The 15,826-nt window shown below is 69.7% G+C and carries 20 protein-coding genes; 7 read left to right on the forward strand and 13 right to left on the reverse strand.

The genetic code is table 11. From position 1 onward, the window contains the following. Positions 1-10: 10 nt before the first annotated feature. From smpB to AB4Z14_RS13665, 13 genes are all read right to left on the reverse strand, one after another. Positions 11-484: an SsrA-binding protein SmpB gene (gene smpB, locus AB4Z14_RS13605; protein ID WP_056775785.1), complete on the reverse strand. Its 474-nt coding sequence runs from the start codon at positions 482-484 to the stop codon at positions 11-13. Positions 485-581: 97 nt separating this feature from the next. After that, entirely contained in the window at positions 582-2,084 is a 1,503-nt protein-coding gene (locus AB4Z14_RS13610; RefSeq protein WP_442275641.1) for a M23 family metallopeptidase, read from the reverse strand. Between the two features lie 146 nt (positions 2,085-2,230). Beyond that, on the reverse strand, positions 2,231-3,136 hold the full coding sequence (gene ftsX / locus AB4Z14_RS13615; RefSeq protein WP_056775782.1) for a permease-like cell division protein FtsX: 906 nt from the start codon (positions 3,134-3,136) through the stop codon (positions 2,231-2,233). A gap of 24 nt (positions 3,137-3,160) precedes the next feature. Further along, positions 3,161-4,057, reverse strand: a complete 897-nt coding sequence (ftsE, locus tag AB4Z14_RS13620) for a cell division ATP-binding protein FtsE (RefSeq protein ID WP_442275642.1) — start codon at positions 4,055-4,057, stop codon at positions 3,161-3,163. Positions 4,058-4,239: 182 nt separating this feature from the next. Next, a complete protein-coding gene (locus AB4Z14_RS13625) occupies positions 4,240-4,710 on the reverse strand; it encodes a hypothetical protein (RefSeq protein WP_442275643.1) in 471 nt (156 codons plus the stop codon). Between the two features lie 134 nt (positions 4,711-4,844). Beyond that, positions 4,845-5,957, reverse strand: coding sequence for a peptide chain release factor 2 (prfB, locus tag AB4Z14_RS13630; protein WP_442275644.1), 1,113 nt, complete (start codon positions 5,955-5,957; stop codon positions 4,845-4,847). A 171-nt stretch (positions 5,958-6,128) separates the two neighbouring features. After that, positions 6,129-6,656 carry a matrixin family metalloprotease gene (locus tag AB4Z14_RS13635; protein ID WP_442275645.1) on the reverse strand — a complete coding sequence of 176 codons (528 nt, stop codon included), beginning with the start codon at positions 6,654-6,656 and terminating at the stop codon, positions 6,129-6,131. 288 nt (positions 6,657-6,944) lie between these two features. Beyond that, positions 6,945-7,403: a lamin tail domain-containing protein gene (locus AB4Z14_RS13640; RefSeq protein ID WP_442275646.1), complete on the reverse strand. Its 459-nt coding sequence runs from the start codon at positions 7,401-7,403 to the stop codon at positions 6,945-6,947. A 305-nt stretch (positions 7,404-7,708) separates the two neighbouring features. Continuing rightward, entirely contained in the window at positions 7,709-8,227 is a 519-nt protein-coding gene (locus AB4Z14_RS13645; protein WP_442275647.1) for a hypothetical protein, read from the reverse strand. A gap of 374 nt (positions 8,228-8,601) precedes the next feature. Continuing rightward, complete coding sequence (locus AB4Z14_RS13650; protein ID WP_442275648.1) at positions 8,602-9,111, reverse strand: pilus assembly protein TadG-related protein; 510 nt, start codon at positions 9,109-9,111, stop codon at positions 8,602-8,604. Further along, on the reverse strand, positions 9,108-9,572 hold the full coding sequence (locus AB4Z14_RS13655) for a pilus assembly protein (protein WP_442275649.1): 465 nt from the start codon (positions 9,570-9,572) through the stop codon (positions 9,108-9,110). Before AB4Z14_RS13655 ends, AB4Z14_RS13650 begins: the two co-directional genes overlap by 4 nt. Continuing rightward, positions 9,569-9,943 (reverse strand): TadE/TadG family type IV pilus assembly protein, encoded by a 375-nt coding sequence (locus AB4Z14_RS13660; protein ID WP_442275690.1) that lies wholly within the window; start codon positions 9,941-9,943, stop codon positions 9,569-9,571. The genes AB4Z14_RS13655 and AB4Z14_RS13660 overlap by 4 nt, the downstream gene beginning before the upstream one ends. A 71-nt stretch (positions 9,944-10,014) precedes the next feature. After that, positions 10,015-10,230 carry a hypothetical protein gene (locus AB4Z14_RS13665; protein ID WP_442275650.1) on the reverse strand — a complete coding sequence of 72 codons (216 nt, stop codon included), beginning with the start codon at positions 10,228-10,230 and terminating at the stop codon, positions 10,015-10,017. 166 nt (positions 10,231-10,396) lie between these two features. Here AB4Z14_RS13665 and AB4Z14_RS13670 point away from each other — a divergent pair, with 166 nt between their 5' ends. From AB4Z14_RS13670 to AB4Z14_RS13700, 7 genes are all read left to right on the forward strand, one after another. Continuing rightward, positions 10,397-11,761, forward strand: a complete 1,365-nt coding sequence (locus AB4Z14_RS13670; RefSeq protein WP_442275651.1) for a recombinase family protein — start codon at positions 10,397-10,399, stop codon at positions 11,759-11,761. A gap of 646 nt (positions 11,762-12,407) precedes the next feature. After that, on the forward strand, positions 12,408-12,638 hold the full coding sequence (locus tag AB4Z14_RS13675; protein WP_442275652.1) for a hypothetical protein: 231 nt from the start codon (positions 12,408-12,410) through the stop codon (positions 12,636-12,638). 8 nt (positions 12,639-12,646) lie between these two features. After that, complete coding sequence (locus AB4Z14_RS13680) at positions 12,647-12,850, forward strand: hypothetical protein (protein ID WP_442275653.1); 204 nt, start codon at positions 12,647-12,649, stop codon at positions 12,848-12,850. A gap of 125 nt (positions 12,851-12,975) precedes the next feature. After that, the gene (locus tag AB4Z14_RS13685; protein WP_442275654.1) at positions 12,976-13,239 is read left to right on the forward strand and encodes a hypothetical protein; all 264 of its coding nucleotides are present in this window, start codon (positions 12,976-12,978) and stop codon (positions 13,237-13,239) included. Positions 13,240-13,389: 150 nt separating this feature from the next. After that, positions 13,390-13,599, forward strand: a complete 210-nt coding sequence (locus tag AB4Z14_RS13690) for a WhiB family transcriptional regulator (protein ID WP_442275655.1) — start codon at positions 13,390-13,392, stop codon at positions 13,597-13,599. A gap of 331 nt (positions 13,600-13,930) precedes the next feature. After that, positions 13,931-15,325, forward strand: a complete 1,395-nt coding sequence (locus AB4Z14_RS13695; protein ID WP_442275656.1) for a phage major capsid protein — start codon at positions 13,931-13,933, stop codon at positions 15,323-15,325. Continuing rightward, entirely contained in the window at positions 15,325-15,528 is a 204-nt protein-coding gene (locus AB4Z14_RS13700) for a hypothetical protein (protein WP_442275657.1), read from the forward strand. The genes AB4Z14_RS13695 and AB4Z14_RS13700 overlap by 1 nt, the downstream gene beginning before the upstream one ends. Positions 15,529-15,826: the final 298 nt, after the last annotated feature.

Consider the following 15,826-nt stretch of genomic DNA (forward strand, 5'->3'; position numbering starts at 1 on the left):
GGCGGAAGGGTCAGCGGCGGCGGTTGGCCGCGCTCATCGCCCGGTCGGCCTCGCGGTTGTCCTGGCGCTCGCGCAGCGCGTGGCGCTTGTCGTACTCCTTCTTGCCGGTCGCGATGGCGATCTCGACCTTGGCGCGGCCGTCCTTGAAGTAGAGGGCCAGGGGCACGATGGTGCGCCCGCTCTCACGGGTCTTGTGCGCGATCTTCGTCAGCTCGGCGCGGTGCAGGAGCAGCTTGCGCTTGCGACGCGGGGCGTGGTTGTTCCACGTGCCGTTGAGGTACTCGGGGATGTGGACGTTCTCGAGGTAGAGCTCGTCACCGGTGAACATGGCGAAGCCGTCGACGAGGGACGCGCGCCCCATCCGCAGCGCCTTGACCTCGGTGCCGGAGAGGACGATGCCCGCCTCGAAGGTGTCGTCGATGAGGTAGTCGTGTCGGGCCTTGCGGTTGCTCGCGATGAGCGACCGCCCCTTCTCCTTCGGCACCGGACCGTCCTTCCGCCGTTGAGGGTGTGTGGTCAGCGCACCAACGCTACCCCGAAGGGGCCCTCGGCTCAGAGTCGGTTTTGTCCGGGAGGGCGGGTCAGAGCCACTTGCGGGGGTTGACCGGCGTGCCGTCCTCGTAGGTGCCGAAGTGCAGGTGACAGCCCGTCGAGTAGCCCGTAGTGCCGGAGTAGCCGATGAGCTGGCCGCGGTTCACGCTGCCGCCGAACTTCACGATGCTCGACAGGTGGTTGTAGCTCGTGACGAGGTCGACGCCGCGGTGGATCCCGTGGTCGATGAGGATCTGGTTGCCCCACCCGCTCGCCCGCCAACCCGCGCGGATGATGTCGCCCGGCGCCGCGGCATACACCGGGGTGCCGCACGCGATGCCCCAGTCGAGACCGTCGTGCAGCATCCACTTCTGGAGCACGGGGTGCCACCGCATGCCGAAGCCGGAGGTCGTCGGGCCGATGGCGGGGTAGCTGAGGTAGTTCGACGGAGTCGGGTCGCTCTGCACCGGCGGCGGCGTCTTGGGGATGTAGACCTGTCCGCGCTTCTTGGCGGCGGCGGCCTTGGCCCGCTCGGCGCGGATCTTCGCGGCGCGCTCGGCGCGCAGCCTGGCCTGGCGCTTCTGCTCGGCGATCCGGGCCTGGCGGGCCCGCTCGACGAGGACGGCCTGCAGGCGGGCCGACTCGGCGCGGGCCGAGGCGAGGTCTGCGGCCTCGCCCTGCTTCTGCACCGCGAGGTCGGCGGTGTAGGCCGACTGCTTGGACTTCAGCTGGTCGAGCTGCGTCTTGGCCGCGGCGGCGTTCTGCGCGGCGGTGACGGCGTTGTTCTTGGCGATGATCGCCTGGTTCTTGGCCTGCGTGGCGGCCGCGGCGGCCGCCTCGGCCCCGCGCAGGGCGGCCTCGGCCTGTCGCTTGAGCTCGGCGATCTCGCCGCGCACGGACGTGAGGTACGAGCGGGTCGAGGTGTTGTCGGCCGTCATCGCGGCGAGCTTGTCGATGGTGTCGCTGGCGACCGCACTCGCGGTGTCGGCCATGACGAGCCGGTTGGCGAAGTCCTCCGGTGAGGTGGATCCGAAGACCATCCCGAGCTGGGACTCCTGGCCGGACCCCTGGAAGACCTCGGCGGCGTACGAGTCGAGGGCGTCCTGGCTGCTGACGAGGTCGGCGCCGCTCTTGGCGAGCTGCTCCTTGGCGCGCTGCTCGTTGGCCTTGGCCACGGCGAGCTTCTGGGCCACGGCCTCGTTGTGGGCGCGGGCCTTCGCCTCGGCGGCGATCGCGCGGGCCTCGGTGGCCTCGGCCGCCACCTGGGCCGCCTGGGCGCGCACCTGGGCCGCCTGCGCGGAGGTGACGCGCTGCTGGGCGATCGGGAGCGCGGCGTTGGTGCGCTGGAGGTTGACGTAGGCGCGCGCGAGCGCGGCGTTCGTGCCCTCGAGCTGCTGACCCAGCGTGGCGATCTTCTGGTCGTTGCGCTTCTTCTGGTCCGACACGGAGTCGGCACGCGCGACGAGCGCCGATCCCAGGGAGACGGAACACGTGATGACGAGCCCGGCGGCCGTCAGCCTGGTCGCGGGCCCGCTCTTCTCAGAACGCCTCATGAGCCACATATGCTCCATTGGTACCACACGTCACTCGCGTTGGGGAGAAATCGTCACGATCAGGGCCGCATGCCGGCCCGGGACAGCATGCGACGCCGCCTCGGTCCCTGGCAGCGAATTCGGGAAATTGTGCAGAGCGGGCCGCGTCAGACGCGCAGGTAACGGCGCAGCGTCACCCAGGACGTGAGGCTCGAGAGCACGATGACGCCGACGACGACGAACGGCGCGACGTAGTAGACGTCCGCCACCCCGATGAAGGCGGTGTCCGTCAGGGTCTGGCTCAGGAAGCCGACGACGCCGTAGCGCACCGTGGCCCAGAGCATGCCCATCGCCAGGACCGCGCCGAGCACGCTCGCCAGGACGGTCTCCATGACGAACGGGAAGCGGATCGTGAAGTTCGAGGCGCCGACGAGGCGCATGATGCCGGTCTCACGCCTACGGCTGAAGGCGGTCTGGCGGATCGTCGTCGAGATGAGCATGACGGCCGCGAGGACCATGAGTGAGGAGAGCGCGATCGCCGCCCACGACACGGTGTTCATGAAGGTGAAGAACTTCTCGAGGAGCTTCTTCTGGTCCTGGACGTCGGCGACCCCGGGCATGCCCTTGATCGAGCTCGCGACGACGTCGAACTTCCCGGCGTCGTTGAGGTTGACCCGGTAGGAGTCGGCGAAGTAGGACTCCCCCGCCCGCGCGAGCGGCGAGTTCTTGTAGGTCTGCTTGAACCGCTCGAACGCCTCGTCGCGCGACTCGTAGTAGACCTCCTTGACCGTCGGCTTGAGGGCCTCCAGCTCGGCCTTGATCGCCGTCCGCTGGGCGTCGGTCGTGGCCTCGCCCGCGCAGTTGGTGAAGCGGGTCTTCTCGGCGCAGAGCATCACCGTGACCTGGACGCGGTCGTACCAGTAGTCCTTCATGGTGTCGACCTGCCGCTGGCCCATGAGGCCGAGGCCGAGGAGGTACATCGAGATCATCGTGACGATGACGACCGAGACGGCCATCGAGAGGTTTCGCCGGAGGCCGTTGCCGATCTCGCCGACGAGGAACTGGAATCGCATGTCGTGTCTCGCTTCGTCTCGCGCTCAGCGGTCGCTCGTCTGGACGGCCTTGTGCCGCCGGAAGATTCCGCTCTTGCTGCGTGGCGCGTCGGCGTCGCGCCCGATGGGCGGCAGCCCGTCCGGCTCGTCCGTGTCGTATGCCGTGGGGTCCCCGTCGTCGTAGCCGTCGGACACCTCGGGCTCGGCCGCGCGGCGCGGCGCCTCGGCCTCCTCGTCGAGCCGGATGCGCGGGATGGAACCGGTCGTGTAGTCGCCGGCCTCCATGTCGCTGACGAGCACGCCGCGGTCGAGGCGGATGACGCGCTTGCGCATGGCGTTGACGGTGACGGTGTCGTGGGTGGCCATGACGACGGTCGTCCCGGTGCGGTTGATGCGGTCGAGCAGCTGGACGATGCCCAGGCTCGTGTCGGGGTCGAGGTTGCCGGTGGGCTCGTCGGCGAGCAGGACCGGCGGCCGGTTCACGAAGGCCCGGGCGATGGCGACGCGCTGCTGCTCACCACCCGAGAGCTGGTGCGGCAGGCGCTTCTCCATGCCGGCCAGGCCCACGAGCTCGAGCGTCTCGGGCACCGTCTGGCGGATGCGGGCCCGGCTGCTGCCGAGGACCTGGAGGGCGTAGGCGACGTTCTGGAAGACCGTCTTGTTGGGCAGCAGGCGGAAGTCCTGGAAGACGCAGCCGATCTCGCGCCGCAGGGCGGGCACCTTGCGCTCCGGCAGGCGGTCGAGGTCGCGGCCCGCGACGAGGATGCGACCCCGGGAGACGTCCTGCTCCTTCATGACGAGCTGCATCATCGTCGACTTGCCCGAACCGGACGTGCCGACGACGAAGGCGAACTCACCGCGCGGGATCTCGAGGCTGACGTCGTCGAGGGCCGGACGAGTCGTCCGCGGGTAGGTCTTCGTGACGTTCTCGAAGAGGATCATGCGACGGGCCTCGACTCGTACTGGACATCAGCTGGGCATCAGCGGGACGGCGGCTGGCCCCGGTGGCACGTGACGGCATACGCCGGCGTGAACAGGACCGGCTCCGAGGCTACGGGCCGACGGACGAAACCCCCGGAAAACGGCCGGCCCCGGCGTGGCGGCCCGCGATGCCCGGCCGGGGCTCAGCAGACGAGCGTCGTCAGGCCCTGGGCCGACTCCGAGCCGGCGCGGGAGAGCTTGCCCCAGCCCTGCGTGCAGAGCGAGGTCGTGCGGACCGGGGTCGAGTAGCTCAGCTGCTGGCGGCTGGCGCCCGTCGTGAAGCCGCGCGCCTCGGGCTCACCACGGACGGCGACGCCGGAGAGCGAGCGGTAGGCGAAGCCGCGCACGTGGTACTGGTCCCAGACGTAGACGGACGTGAAGTTCATCCACGCCGACCCTCGGGCGTCGCGGCACCAGCCGACGTACTGGCGGACGGTGAAGGCGGACATCCCGAGGTCGGAGACGACCTTCCGGTCGCCGATCTGGCGGACGCTGCTGCATGGCGGGGAGGCGCCGCTGGAGGCGGCGGACGCCGCGGGAGCCAGCCCGACGGTGACGGTGGCGGCGACGAGGAGGGCGGCGAGGGTCGTGACGAGGCGGTGGAGGGGTGACATGGGCGGAACCTCTCAGGCGGGAGCGTGAGCTGCGCCGACCCACCGTGGGCGGGGGCCGTCGGGTGGAGCCGACGACGCGACCCTACGAGCGCGGAGGCCGGCGCGCCCGCCGAAAGCGGAGATCGCCCGAGATGTCAGTCCTCGCGGCGGTTCTCACCGATCTGCCACCGGATGCCCGCCTCGATGAAGCCGTCGATGTCACCGTCGAAGACTGCGCTCGGGTTGCCGGTCTCGAACTCGGTGCGCAGGTCCTTGACCATCTGGTACGGGTTGAGCACGTAGGAGCGCATCTGGTCGCCCCAGCTCGCCTTGACGTCGCCCGCCATCTCCTTCTTCACCGCGGCCTCCTCGGCCTTGCGCTGCAGGAGCAGTCGCGACTGGAGGACGCGCAGGGCGGCGGCGCGGTTCTGGATCTGGCTCTTCTCGTTCTGCATCGAGACGACGATGCCGGTCGGGATGTGCGTCATGCGCACCGCCGAGTCGGTCGTGTTGACGCTCTGGCCACCGGGACCGCTCGAACGGAAGACGTCGACCTTGAGCTCGTTCTCGGGGATGTCGACCGAGTCGTCGCTCTCGATGAGCGGGATGACCTCGACGGCCGCGAAGCTCGTCTGCCGACGACCCTGGTTGTCGAACGGGCTGATCCGGACGAGGCGGTGCGTGCCGGCCTCGACGGACAGGTGGCCGAAGGCATACGGCACGTTGACCTCGAAGGTGGCGGACTTGAGGCCGGCCTCCTCGGCGTACGAGGTGTCCATGACCTTCGTCGGGTAGCCGTGGCGCTCGGCCCAGCGGAGGTACATCCGCATGAGCATCTCGGCGAAGTCGGCGGCGTCGACGCCACCGGCACCGGAGCGGATCGTGACGACGGCCTCCCGCTCGTCGTACTCCCCCGACAGCAGGGTGCGGACCTCGAGCTCGCCGACGTCCTTCTTCAGCGTGGCGAGGTCGCGCTCGGCCTCCTCGAGGGTGGCGGCGTCGCTCTCCTCCTGGCCCATCTCGACGAGAGTCTCGAGGTCCTCGATGCGCGCGTCCATCCCGAGGATGCGGTCGCGCTCGGAGTTGGCGCGGGAGAGGGCGCTCGTGACCTGCTGCGCCGCGTCGGGGTCGTCCCAGAGGTCGGGGGCGGAGGCCTGCTGCTCGAGCTCGTCGATGGTCCGGGCGAGCTCGTCGAGGTTCGTGACCCCGCGCACGGAGTCCATCGTCGCGCGCAGGTCCTTGATCTCTTGCGTGAAGTCAACAGCCACGATCGAACAGCCTACGGCAGCGGCGAGCCGCCCCGCGCACGCCGGGCTGCGCTCCCGGAGCATCTCCCACCCCGTGGCCGGGGTCTCCTGGACGCGCATCGGGCCCACGGCATACGCCGCGGGCCCGATGTGGTTGTGGTGCAAGCTCCCCCGAGCAGTGGTGCGGGTCGATCAGTAGTTGCCGGCCATCCAGCGGATGTCGGCGGCCGTGGGCCGGGTGAGTGCCGTGTTGGAGTTCGTCGACGGGTACATGACGCTCTTGGCCGACGTCGAGTGCGGCAGGCCGCCGCAGTGGCCGAGCTCGTGGATGGCGAGGTGCTCGCCGGCGTACATGGTCGCGAACAGCGGGTCGAGACGAACGGTGCAGCCCGTGATGACACCTCCACCACTGACGAGGGTTGCATCACCGATCGCGCCGTCCGAGGTCGCCTGTTGCGCGAGGACCGTGATGTTGGCCTTGGTGGCGTCGCTCGTCATGGCCACGTTCCACCCTGACTTGCGCCACTCCGAGACTGCCTCAGCGACCTTGTACGAGTTGTTTCCGCCGGTGGAGTCGTAGACGAGGGCCTGGGTCGCCCAGTGGCCCCAGTAGGCCGCCGTGACGGTGGGGGTAGGGGTGGGCTTGGCGGCCTGCGAGGGTGCGGCCGCGCCGACGGCGAGACCGACGGCTGCGAGGACGACGAAGATGATCCGCTTCATGTGCCTTCTCCTGCTGTGGGGGATGTGCTGGGGGCTCAGGACTGATGGGGCTCCATGCGGTGTGTTCGGACAGACGCCGAGACCACCCGTGGGGTAGGTGGTCTCGAGGGGAGTTGGCGCTGTTTGTCCAAATTATCGACTTCGTGACGTAATGCGGCCTTTTTGACGATCTCTTGACCATTACTGGCGCGTTGGTGGGACAACTCCCAGATATGGGGGCACGACGAAGGCCCGCCCCGGATGCGGGGCGGGCCTTCGTTGTGCGGCGTCGGTCGTACGGAGCTGGGCTCAGCAGTACTTCGCGGTGCCGCCTCCGCTCCACGCGCACGTGTCGACCGTCGTGCCCGAGGCGTTCTTGAGGTATGCCGTGTCGCCCGAGTTGTTCCAGACGTACCAGGTCTTGTTGTAGTAGCGGTGCGTCGACGTCGCGGACCCGCGCCCGGTGTGGACCGTCACGGTGGCGCCCGCCTTGAGGGTGAAGGTCGGGAACCGGTAGGTGTAGCCGGTCTTGTCGCGCAGGGTCCAGCCGGTGAGGACGCGGTTGCTGCGCGTCGTGTTCTTGATGACGACGTACTCCGCGTTGAGGCTCGTGTTGCTGCCGGTGTCGGAGCCGGGTGAGTCGTACTGGACCTTGTAGATCATGATCGCCGGCAGCGCCTGGGCCGAGGTCGCGGCGGCGATGGGTGCGGCCACGGCGAGGCCGAGACCGGCGGTGGCCACGAGGGCCTTGGTGATGAACGTGCGCATGCTTCCCTGTCTGTCGTCGCGACCCCGTGGTCGCGGCACGTGCGGATGGCGCCGCCCTTCGGACGGCGCCATCACTCCCTGTCTCGACGCGCCACGCCGCCAGGCCTTGGACGTGCTGGGCGGTGTGGGCGTCGTCGACGGACGCTAGTGCGGATCCGTCTGGCGTGTGAGCGTTTTGGAGGTTTTGCTTCGGTGAGTAGGCCATCAGGGGTTGGCGACGTCCTGGGTGCGGCCCAGCTTCCCCCGACCGCGCCGGTGCGAGCCACGACCCCCGCCGCGAGGACGGTGTCGGTGTCCACGTCGAGTCACAGGCAGGACATGGACTGGGTGCCGTCGGTCGAGAAGCGGTCGGCGAGCCAGAGTGCCCGGTTGGACGTCGTCATGGTGACGTCGCCCTTGCCGGAGCGCACGAGCACCACGGGCGTGACGGTCGGCCGCTCGTGGTCGGAACATCCGCCGGCTCCGGGCGCGAGGCGGAGCCACTCGAGCATGCGCGCCGTCGCCCACGCCGACCGACCCGTGGGCGGCGTGGCCGCGACCGAGACGAGGAACGCGTCGACCTGGGCGAGCACGAGCGTCCCCAGGTCGGCCACGAGCATCACGGCGGCCAGGTGCTCGCGTCCGGCAGCGCGGCCGAGGCGCGCCGCCTCGACGGCATCCTCCAGGGACTGCTTCTCCGAGTCCGGGACGGGCGGGTCGGCAAGGAGGTCAGCGAGCTCGGCCTTCGCCTCGGCCAGCGCAGCGGTGGCCTCGGTGGCTGCGGTGGATGCGGTGGCTGCCCCCGCCTTGGCGGTCGCGGCCGCCCCCGGGTCGAAGGTGCTCACGGCGGCCCGCGGGGCGGCCGAGCCGTTTCTGCAGCGGACTGCGACCCAAGGTCCGGAAGGGGTCGAGGGACACCGTGCACCCGGCAGTGGCGAGTGCGCCCGACCACCGCGACCGCACACGTGGAGTCCTCGTGCGTCACGGCAGACGTCGCGCCGCGGCCTTGTCCGCCTCGGCGAGAGCCTTGTCGACGGCGGCCTACTGGACCTCACGCCGCAGGTCAGCCGGAAGGTGCTCCAACGGATCGGGGTCGGCCACGGGGGGGCTCCTGTCGGTCGGCGACGCGGATCAGGCGGTTGCGCCACGTATGTCCCTCCCGCCCCTCGACGGTCGGTGATCACCACAGGTGGTCCGTGTGCCGCGGCGCCGCCCCGAGTCACCCGAGCGGCGCGCGGGCCCGGGACGTCACGGTGATGGTGACGCTGCCGCCGAGGGTCTCGAGGACCCACCCGCTCATCGGAAGCGTGGCCGTCCCCTGGATCGTCACGACGGCTGTGGCGCCGTCGCTCGTGCCGGTGCCGGGGACGACGGACCACGCGGTGATCCCGGACGGCAGCGGCGTGCGCGCCAGATGGGCCGTGGCGGCGCTGGCCACGGACTCGTCGGTGATGGCGAGCTGGTCGAGGACGCCGCCCTCGTAGGCGGCGCGCTCGTCGAGCGCATCGGCGGCGTCGAGAGCCGCCGAGTCTGCGGCGTCGAGCAGGCGCATCCGCGCCAGCTGAGCCGCGGTGACGTCGACGGCGCCGAGGACCAGGAGGGTCGCGAGCACGAACAGGCCGAGGGCGAGGACGCCGATCTGGCCCTCGTCGCGGGCCCGATTGTGACCTGTCCGAGCGCGGAGGCGACGGACGACGGCCCGGAGGCGGACGGCATACGTGCTCGTCATCGCGCCACGAACCGGTCGACGGAGGCGACGTGGGTCGACGAGACGGTCACGGAGGCCGGCACGTGCGACGCGATGAAGTCCGGCACGAGCGGAAGCCGGACCTTGATCGTCGCCGTGGAGGTCACCGTTCCGTCGGGGCGCAGGCAGGGAGAGCCGTCGCACGCCACGGACACCGCTGCGCCGTCCTCGAAGGAGAAGTCGGTGAAGGCCAGCTGGGCCGCCGCTCGGGCACGGGCATGGCCGTCGTCGTCGGACCGCGCCGTGACGAAGGCTCGGCCGGCCTCCCGCCCGGCCAGCGACGCCGAGAAGGAGGCTGCCTGGAGCCGAGCCGCTGTGAGCACGAGGTAGGTGAGCGGGAGCAGGAGCAGGAGGCCGAGGAAGATGAACTCGAGGATGGCGCGACCAGCCTCGACGTCACTCCGGCGGCCAGCCCGGGCGAGGACGTCCTGCGGCCGGATCATCGGGTGCCTCCGGCCACGACCTGCTCCTCGCTGAAGGCGCGACCGGACACCGTGAGTGCGCCCGTGGGTCCGATCGGACCGATGACCGGCAGCGGCGCCGTCACGCGGACCTCCACGACGCGCACCCCCGAGGCGGTGACGGAACGGGTGGCGCTCACGTCCTGGGCGAACGTCGAGCTCAACGCCGAGGTGATGAGCGCCTCGGTGCGTGCGATGCCGTCACCGGGCTGCGCATCGGCTCGAGCGCCGTAGCGGGCGCCCTCGGACGCGGCCGAGATCAGCGTGTTGCGCACGTAGAGCGCCAGGCCGAGCTGGAAGACCCCCATCGCGACAACCAGCAGAAGTGCAGCCACCATGACGAACTCCGCTATGGCAGAACCACGCTCGCGATCAGCTGCGCTGGTTGAGGGGTGCTCCAGCCGGGCCAGGAGCGACCCGGGCGTCACGGGCCCTTGACGTCCGAGATGGCGTCGCTGAAGAGCTGCCCGAGCTGGGGGCCGGCGAGGGCCCACAGCGCGGTGACGAGCCCCGCGGTCATGATCGTGATGAGGACCCAGCCGGGGACGTCCCCACGGTCACGAGCGCCGGCGATCCGACGAGACACGGCGGTCGTGACGGCCGCTCGGGCTCGGGCGTGTGCCGTGATGATGCGGTTCATTCTCTTTCTCCCTGTGTTGGATTGCGGTGACAGGACACTCGGTGGGCCGGGCGTCAGAGCTTGAGGTGGAGGAAGCTGAGGCCGGGGTAGAGCGCGAAGAGCACCGTCACCGGCAAGGTGAGGAAGACGATGGGGACCACGGTTGTCAACCGTTACTGTTCCTCTCATGAGCAAGCGCGCAGCGATCTACGCCCGCCAGTCACTCGACCGCTCCGGCGACGGAATGGCCGTCTCCCGGCAGCTCGCCGAGTGCCGGGAACTGTGCGAGCGCAACGGCTGGGTCGTCGAGGAGATCTACCAGGACAACGACCGCTCGGCGACGAGTGGCAAGCCCCGACCCGAGTGGCGACGTCTGCTCGAGGACCTGATCGACGGGCGGTACGACGTGCTCGTCTGCTGGCACACCGACCGCCTGTACCGGCGTCTCCGAGACCTCGTGGACCTCGTCGAGATCGCGGAACGGCGCGCGCTCACGATCGCCACCGTCAAGGCCTCCGACCTCGACCTTTCGACCCCGTCGGGCCGGATGGTCGCGTCACTCCTCGGCTCAGTTGCGGCATACGAGGGACAGCAGAAGGCAGCCCGCCAGATTGCCGCCAACAGGCAGCGCGCGCAGGCCGGCACGGTCCTCTGGACCCGACGTCCCTTCGGCTTCCAGCGAGACGGTGACCACGTTTCTCTCGTCGACGGTGAGGCCGCAGAGATCCGCAAGGCCGCCGAGCGCGTGATCGCCGGCGACACCCTCGCGAGCATCGCCTCCGACTGGAACACACGCGGCATCCCTACGACCATCGGCAACCGGTGGTCGGTCACCAGCGTGAGACGAGTCCTACTCAACCCGCGAACAGCAGGACGGGTTTCGTCCAAGGGCGAGGACTTCGGCTCGGCGCAGCTGACGATTCTGTCGACCGATGTCGCTGCCCGAGTCGGCGCGATCCTGCGCGACCCGGCACGCAAGGCATCGCCCCCATCCACCGCGGTCAAGTACCTCTTGAGCGGGATCGCCCTGTGCGGCCGAGACGACGCGGTCATGTATGCCACGACCAACGCACAGGGACGGCTCGTCTACAGGTGCCGTACCTGCTACTCGACGCGGCACATGACCTACGTCGATGAAGTCGTGGTGGGCGTTCTGCGTGAACGACTCAGCCGCTCCGACGCATCTGACCTGCTTCAGTCCGGCGACCAGCTCGAGCGGATCCGCACCCAGGTGAGCGACCTGCGCCGGCGTCGAGACGGGCTTGCGGAGCTGCTAGCCGATGGGCTTCTCGATGCTGACGCCGTCCGGGCCCAGGCCGGCCCACTGACGGCTCAGATTGATCGCCTCGAGCTCGAGCAGGGTGGCGGGGTAGTTGCCGCCCCCCTGGCCCGCGTCGTCCAGTCCACGGATGTCGTGAAGGCCATAGACCACCTCGAGCTCAAGGAACTTCGCACGGTCATCAAGTCGCTCATGACGGTGCACATCCTGCCCTCGGGACGAGGTGTTCGCTTCTCCCCCGAACAGGTACGCATCGACTGGGCCGGCCGATGACGACGCCACGCGTCCTCGTCTTCTGCGACGAGCCCGCACACGATGGCAAAGAGGTGTCCGTCGAACGTTTCCATCACGTGGCGGACGGTCATTGGGTTGCCGACGCGCACCGTGGTGCACACGGCCCTCGGGGGCGGCGCCTTAACAGCTACACCGGCGAGACGACCGCCGGGTTCCGAGCGGGGCATCGCAATGCCGTCCTGCGGTGCCCGCGGTGCGGTCTGGATCTGCAGCGCGCCATGACCGCGGTCGAGCCGATCCTTAACCAGCTCGCTACCGCGGGCCTCGCGCGCGTGTCTCTGCGGCAGCTGATACGACTGACTTGCTAAGGTTCGAAGCAGCACAGACGCGACGCAGGACGCGCGGGCAGGAACACACGATCTGCATCTAGGCCTCTCACCGGGGGCGATCTTTGCATCCCGGAAGAGGCCCTTTCCATGTCCTCGACTTTGAGGCACGAGCGAGCCCGCGTTGCGGCCCTGACTCGATCCCGAACCGCAGACGACCCAGACCTTCTCGAGGCCCGTCAGAACCTGCGTAGCGCTGGTCTCGAGGCCTACATTCGCCGCGTCGTCGATGAGGCGCCGCCCCTCTCGCGGGCGCAGCGCGACCGGCTGGCAGCCCTTCTCCGCGGCGGTGATGCCGCATGACCCGCGAGGAAGGCCGCCCCGTTGACACCGGGGCGGCCGATCGGAGCATCCTCGAGCAGGCGCGTTCCACTGCCAGCGTAAGACGGTCGCGGGCCCGGGTCGAGCAGATCCGCACGCGCCGCCGGGTGCAGCGTCAGGTGCACCGAGCGCTCGACCACGACCGCTACCCCGAGGTCGAAGCGGCCTACCCCCGCGTTGCGATGCGCGAACCGTTGGGGCCGTCATGACGTCGCGCATGTTCGTCTACAGCATCGCCACCAGCAGCCGGCACTCGCTGCTCCGTGGCAACGTCGCGGATTGGCTTCGCACACAACGAGTCCCGGTCCAGCGAGCTCGCAGCCTCAAGGGTTGGACCATCCGGACGGAGCACGTCGGCGACGTCGTCGCACGCGCGGAGCGAGATGGCATCACCGTGCGAATGATGGGCAGCGTCGAGTGAGCTGGCTCCGATTCTCCGACGACTTCACCGAGTGGCCCGAATGGGATCTCGCCCCACTCGAGGCGCGCTGGGGCTACGTGTGCCTCGTCCAGGCGTGCTCTCGCGGCAGGTACTGGGACGGCGTCATGCCGAAGAAGAAGGCGCTCGCGGCGCTTGTCGCTCAGGTGGACGACCCTCAGCAGGTGCTCGAGAGGCTGGGGATCCTCTCGCTCGTGAACGAGGACCGCGGCGCACAAACCGTTCGGCTGCCACGGATCCACGATCACGTGCCACCGCCCGGCGTTCGCCGCAACACCGAGGCTTCGCGGATCCGCATGCGCCGCAAGCGCGCTCATGATGCGGGCGACCACTCGATGTGCCTCGATACGTGCACGTTACGGGAGGGGTGACGCTACGTGTTACGCGTAACACCAGGACAGGACGGGACAGGTCAACAGACCACGTCACACGAAGTCGGAAACCCACACCGGGCCCGAGCCGAGACAGCGCATCAGACCCTCGTCCGCGCAGTCGCGGCCGCCGTCGCCGTCCACCTGACCGTGCCCTGTCTCGGCGATGCCCGCTGGCTCTCCGACTCGCTGCACGACCGACGACAAGCCGCACGCCTCTGCGTCGGGTGCCCCGTCTTCGACGAATGCAGCTCAGCCGCACCCAAGACCCGTGGGTTCGGTGTCTGGGCCGGCAAGGACCGAACGATGCGCCTACGGCACCGAGCCCTGACCGCGACCACACAGGGCAGCGAATTTTGACACCAGACCACCAGCGCGACCCCGGAGTCGCCTCGCTCTCTATCCGACGTTTTTTTCCACGCAGGACACTCGCCAGACGCGGGGACTGTCGGCGTGGCCTTGTATCGTTGCTCTTGCCAGGTGGAAGGTTCCGCCCGGCGATCGCGGAAGATGGTCACTCGCGTTTCGGCCCGAGTTCGGATCACCCCCGGTCGTCCGGAGTATCGGAGATCTCACCGACCTTGAGGCAGCGCTCGCGCCACGGCCCGACTGACCTGCGGCACTCCATCACTCAATGCATCGCTGCGCCCCGTCGACGTGTCGTCCGGGGCCGGAATGGAGAACCACAGTCATGACCATCCACACTCTCATCGAGCAGGTTCGCGCCGCGATGGCGACGAAGCTGCAGGCGCGTACTGCGCAGAAGGCCATCCTTGACAGCATCCGCGCCGCGGCCGCTGCCGACGGGAACCGCGACCTCACCGCCGACGAGGCGACCCGCTCCCAGGCGGCCGCCGCCGAGCTGCGCCAGATCGACGGCGAGATCGAGGCGCAGCGCACCCGGATCGCCGAGCTCGAGTCGGAGCTGGCCCGCGACGAGGCAACCGACGCGCTCGCTCGCGAGATCCACTGGACGCAGCCCGCCGCCCGCGGCCTCGCCGGTGGTCAGCCGGCAGCCTCGGCGCGTGGTTCGTTCGTCCGCGCGGACGACCTGCAGCCCGCCACGGTGGCCCGCGGGACCCGATTCTGCGACCACGAGGTCGTGGCGGCGTCCGTCGCTCGCTCGAGCCAGCGTGACGCCGCCGTCACCGGCCAGCACGGTTCGCTCGGCCAGCTCGTCCGCGCCATGTCGACGGCGTCCGGGTCCGCGATCGTGCCGACCGTGTGGTTCGGCGACATCATCGACCGTGCCCGCAACCTGTCCGCGGTGATCCAGGCCGGTGCCGAGATCGTGCCCATGGACGCCAAGACGGTCCAGATCGGGCGCCTGACCGGCGACCCGACGGCCGCCTTCCGTGCCGAGGGCTCGACGATCACCGCTTCCGACCCGACGTTCGACAACGTCACCCTGACGGCCACCACGATGAGCACGCTCGTCGTCGGTTCGCTCGAGTGGTTCCAGGACGCGAACAACGTCGACGAGATCGTCGCGAACGCCATCGCCGAAGCCTTCGCGCTGCAGCTCGACCTCGTCGCGCTCTACGGGTCGGTCACGACCGGTGCCGGCACCGTCAACCTGCCGACGCCGCCGAACCCGCGCGGCGTCCTGGGCACCCTCAACGCCGTGGCGGCGTCCTCGGTGCTCGGGGGCGCCGCGAACGGCACGACGCAGACGCCCGCGAGCTTCTACAACGAGCTGCTCGACCTGGCGTTTACGCCGCGCGACTACAACGAGGCACCGAACGCGCTCATCTGGAACGCGAAGGCCGCCCGGCAGTACGCCAAGGCCTACGACACCACCGGGCAGCCGCTGCGCATGCCGGCCGACGTCGAGGCACTGCAGCGCTTCACGACCAACCAGGTCCCGAGCTACACGCAGGGCACCATGACCGGTCGCGCCACGGACGTCTTCACCGGCGACTGGACGCAGCTGCTCATCGGCCAGCGCCTCGACCTCACGATCCAGACCCTGACCGAGCGCTACGCCGAGAACGGCCAGGTCGGCATCGTCGCCCACTGGCGCGGCGACGTCGGAGTCGCACGGCCGCGTGCGTTCGCCGTCTACAAGGCCCTGCAGGGTGCGTGATGGGTATCCGAGCAGAGCGGGCCGCGCAGGCCATGGACGAGGCCGCGCAGGAGTCCGGCCGCGCCAAGGTCCGGCCGCACCGCTTCACCGCTGACTGGCTGTCGGCCACGCATCCCGAGACGGGGCTCGAGGTCGTGTTCAAGCCGGGTGAGCGTCTCCCCGACTGGGTGGCGCTGCCCGGCGAGAAGCCGGTCGACCTGTGAGCGCCGTGAGGCGTCGTCAGCGGAAGGCGACCGGCCTGCCGAGTGCCCGGCCAGCGTCAGCACGAGGCGTGGACGAGCGCGCCCCATACGTCCACGACGGCGAGCTCCCGTCGCTGCCTCGACGCGGGTCCGGAAGCAGCTGGGGCGACATGTCCTGGGCGCGGGGCCGCTAGAACCACAAGCCACTCCGGTGGGCGTCAACGTCACCCCGACCTGCGATCTCAGAGTCTTTCGCAGCGCGGGGAGCGATGGCGGGAGAGTCCAAGTCCCCCTTTCGGATGCGGACAGTGACCCCGAC

Source organism: Terrabacter sp. 2TAF16 (assembly GCF_052115065.1).
GTDB lineage: Bacteria > Actinomycetota > Actinomycetes > Actinomycetales > Dermatophilaceae > Terrabacter.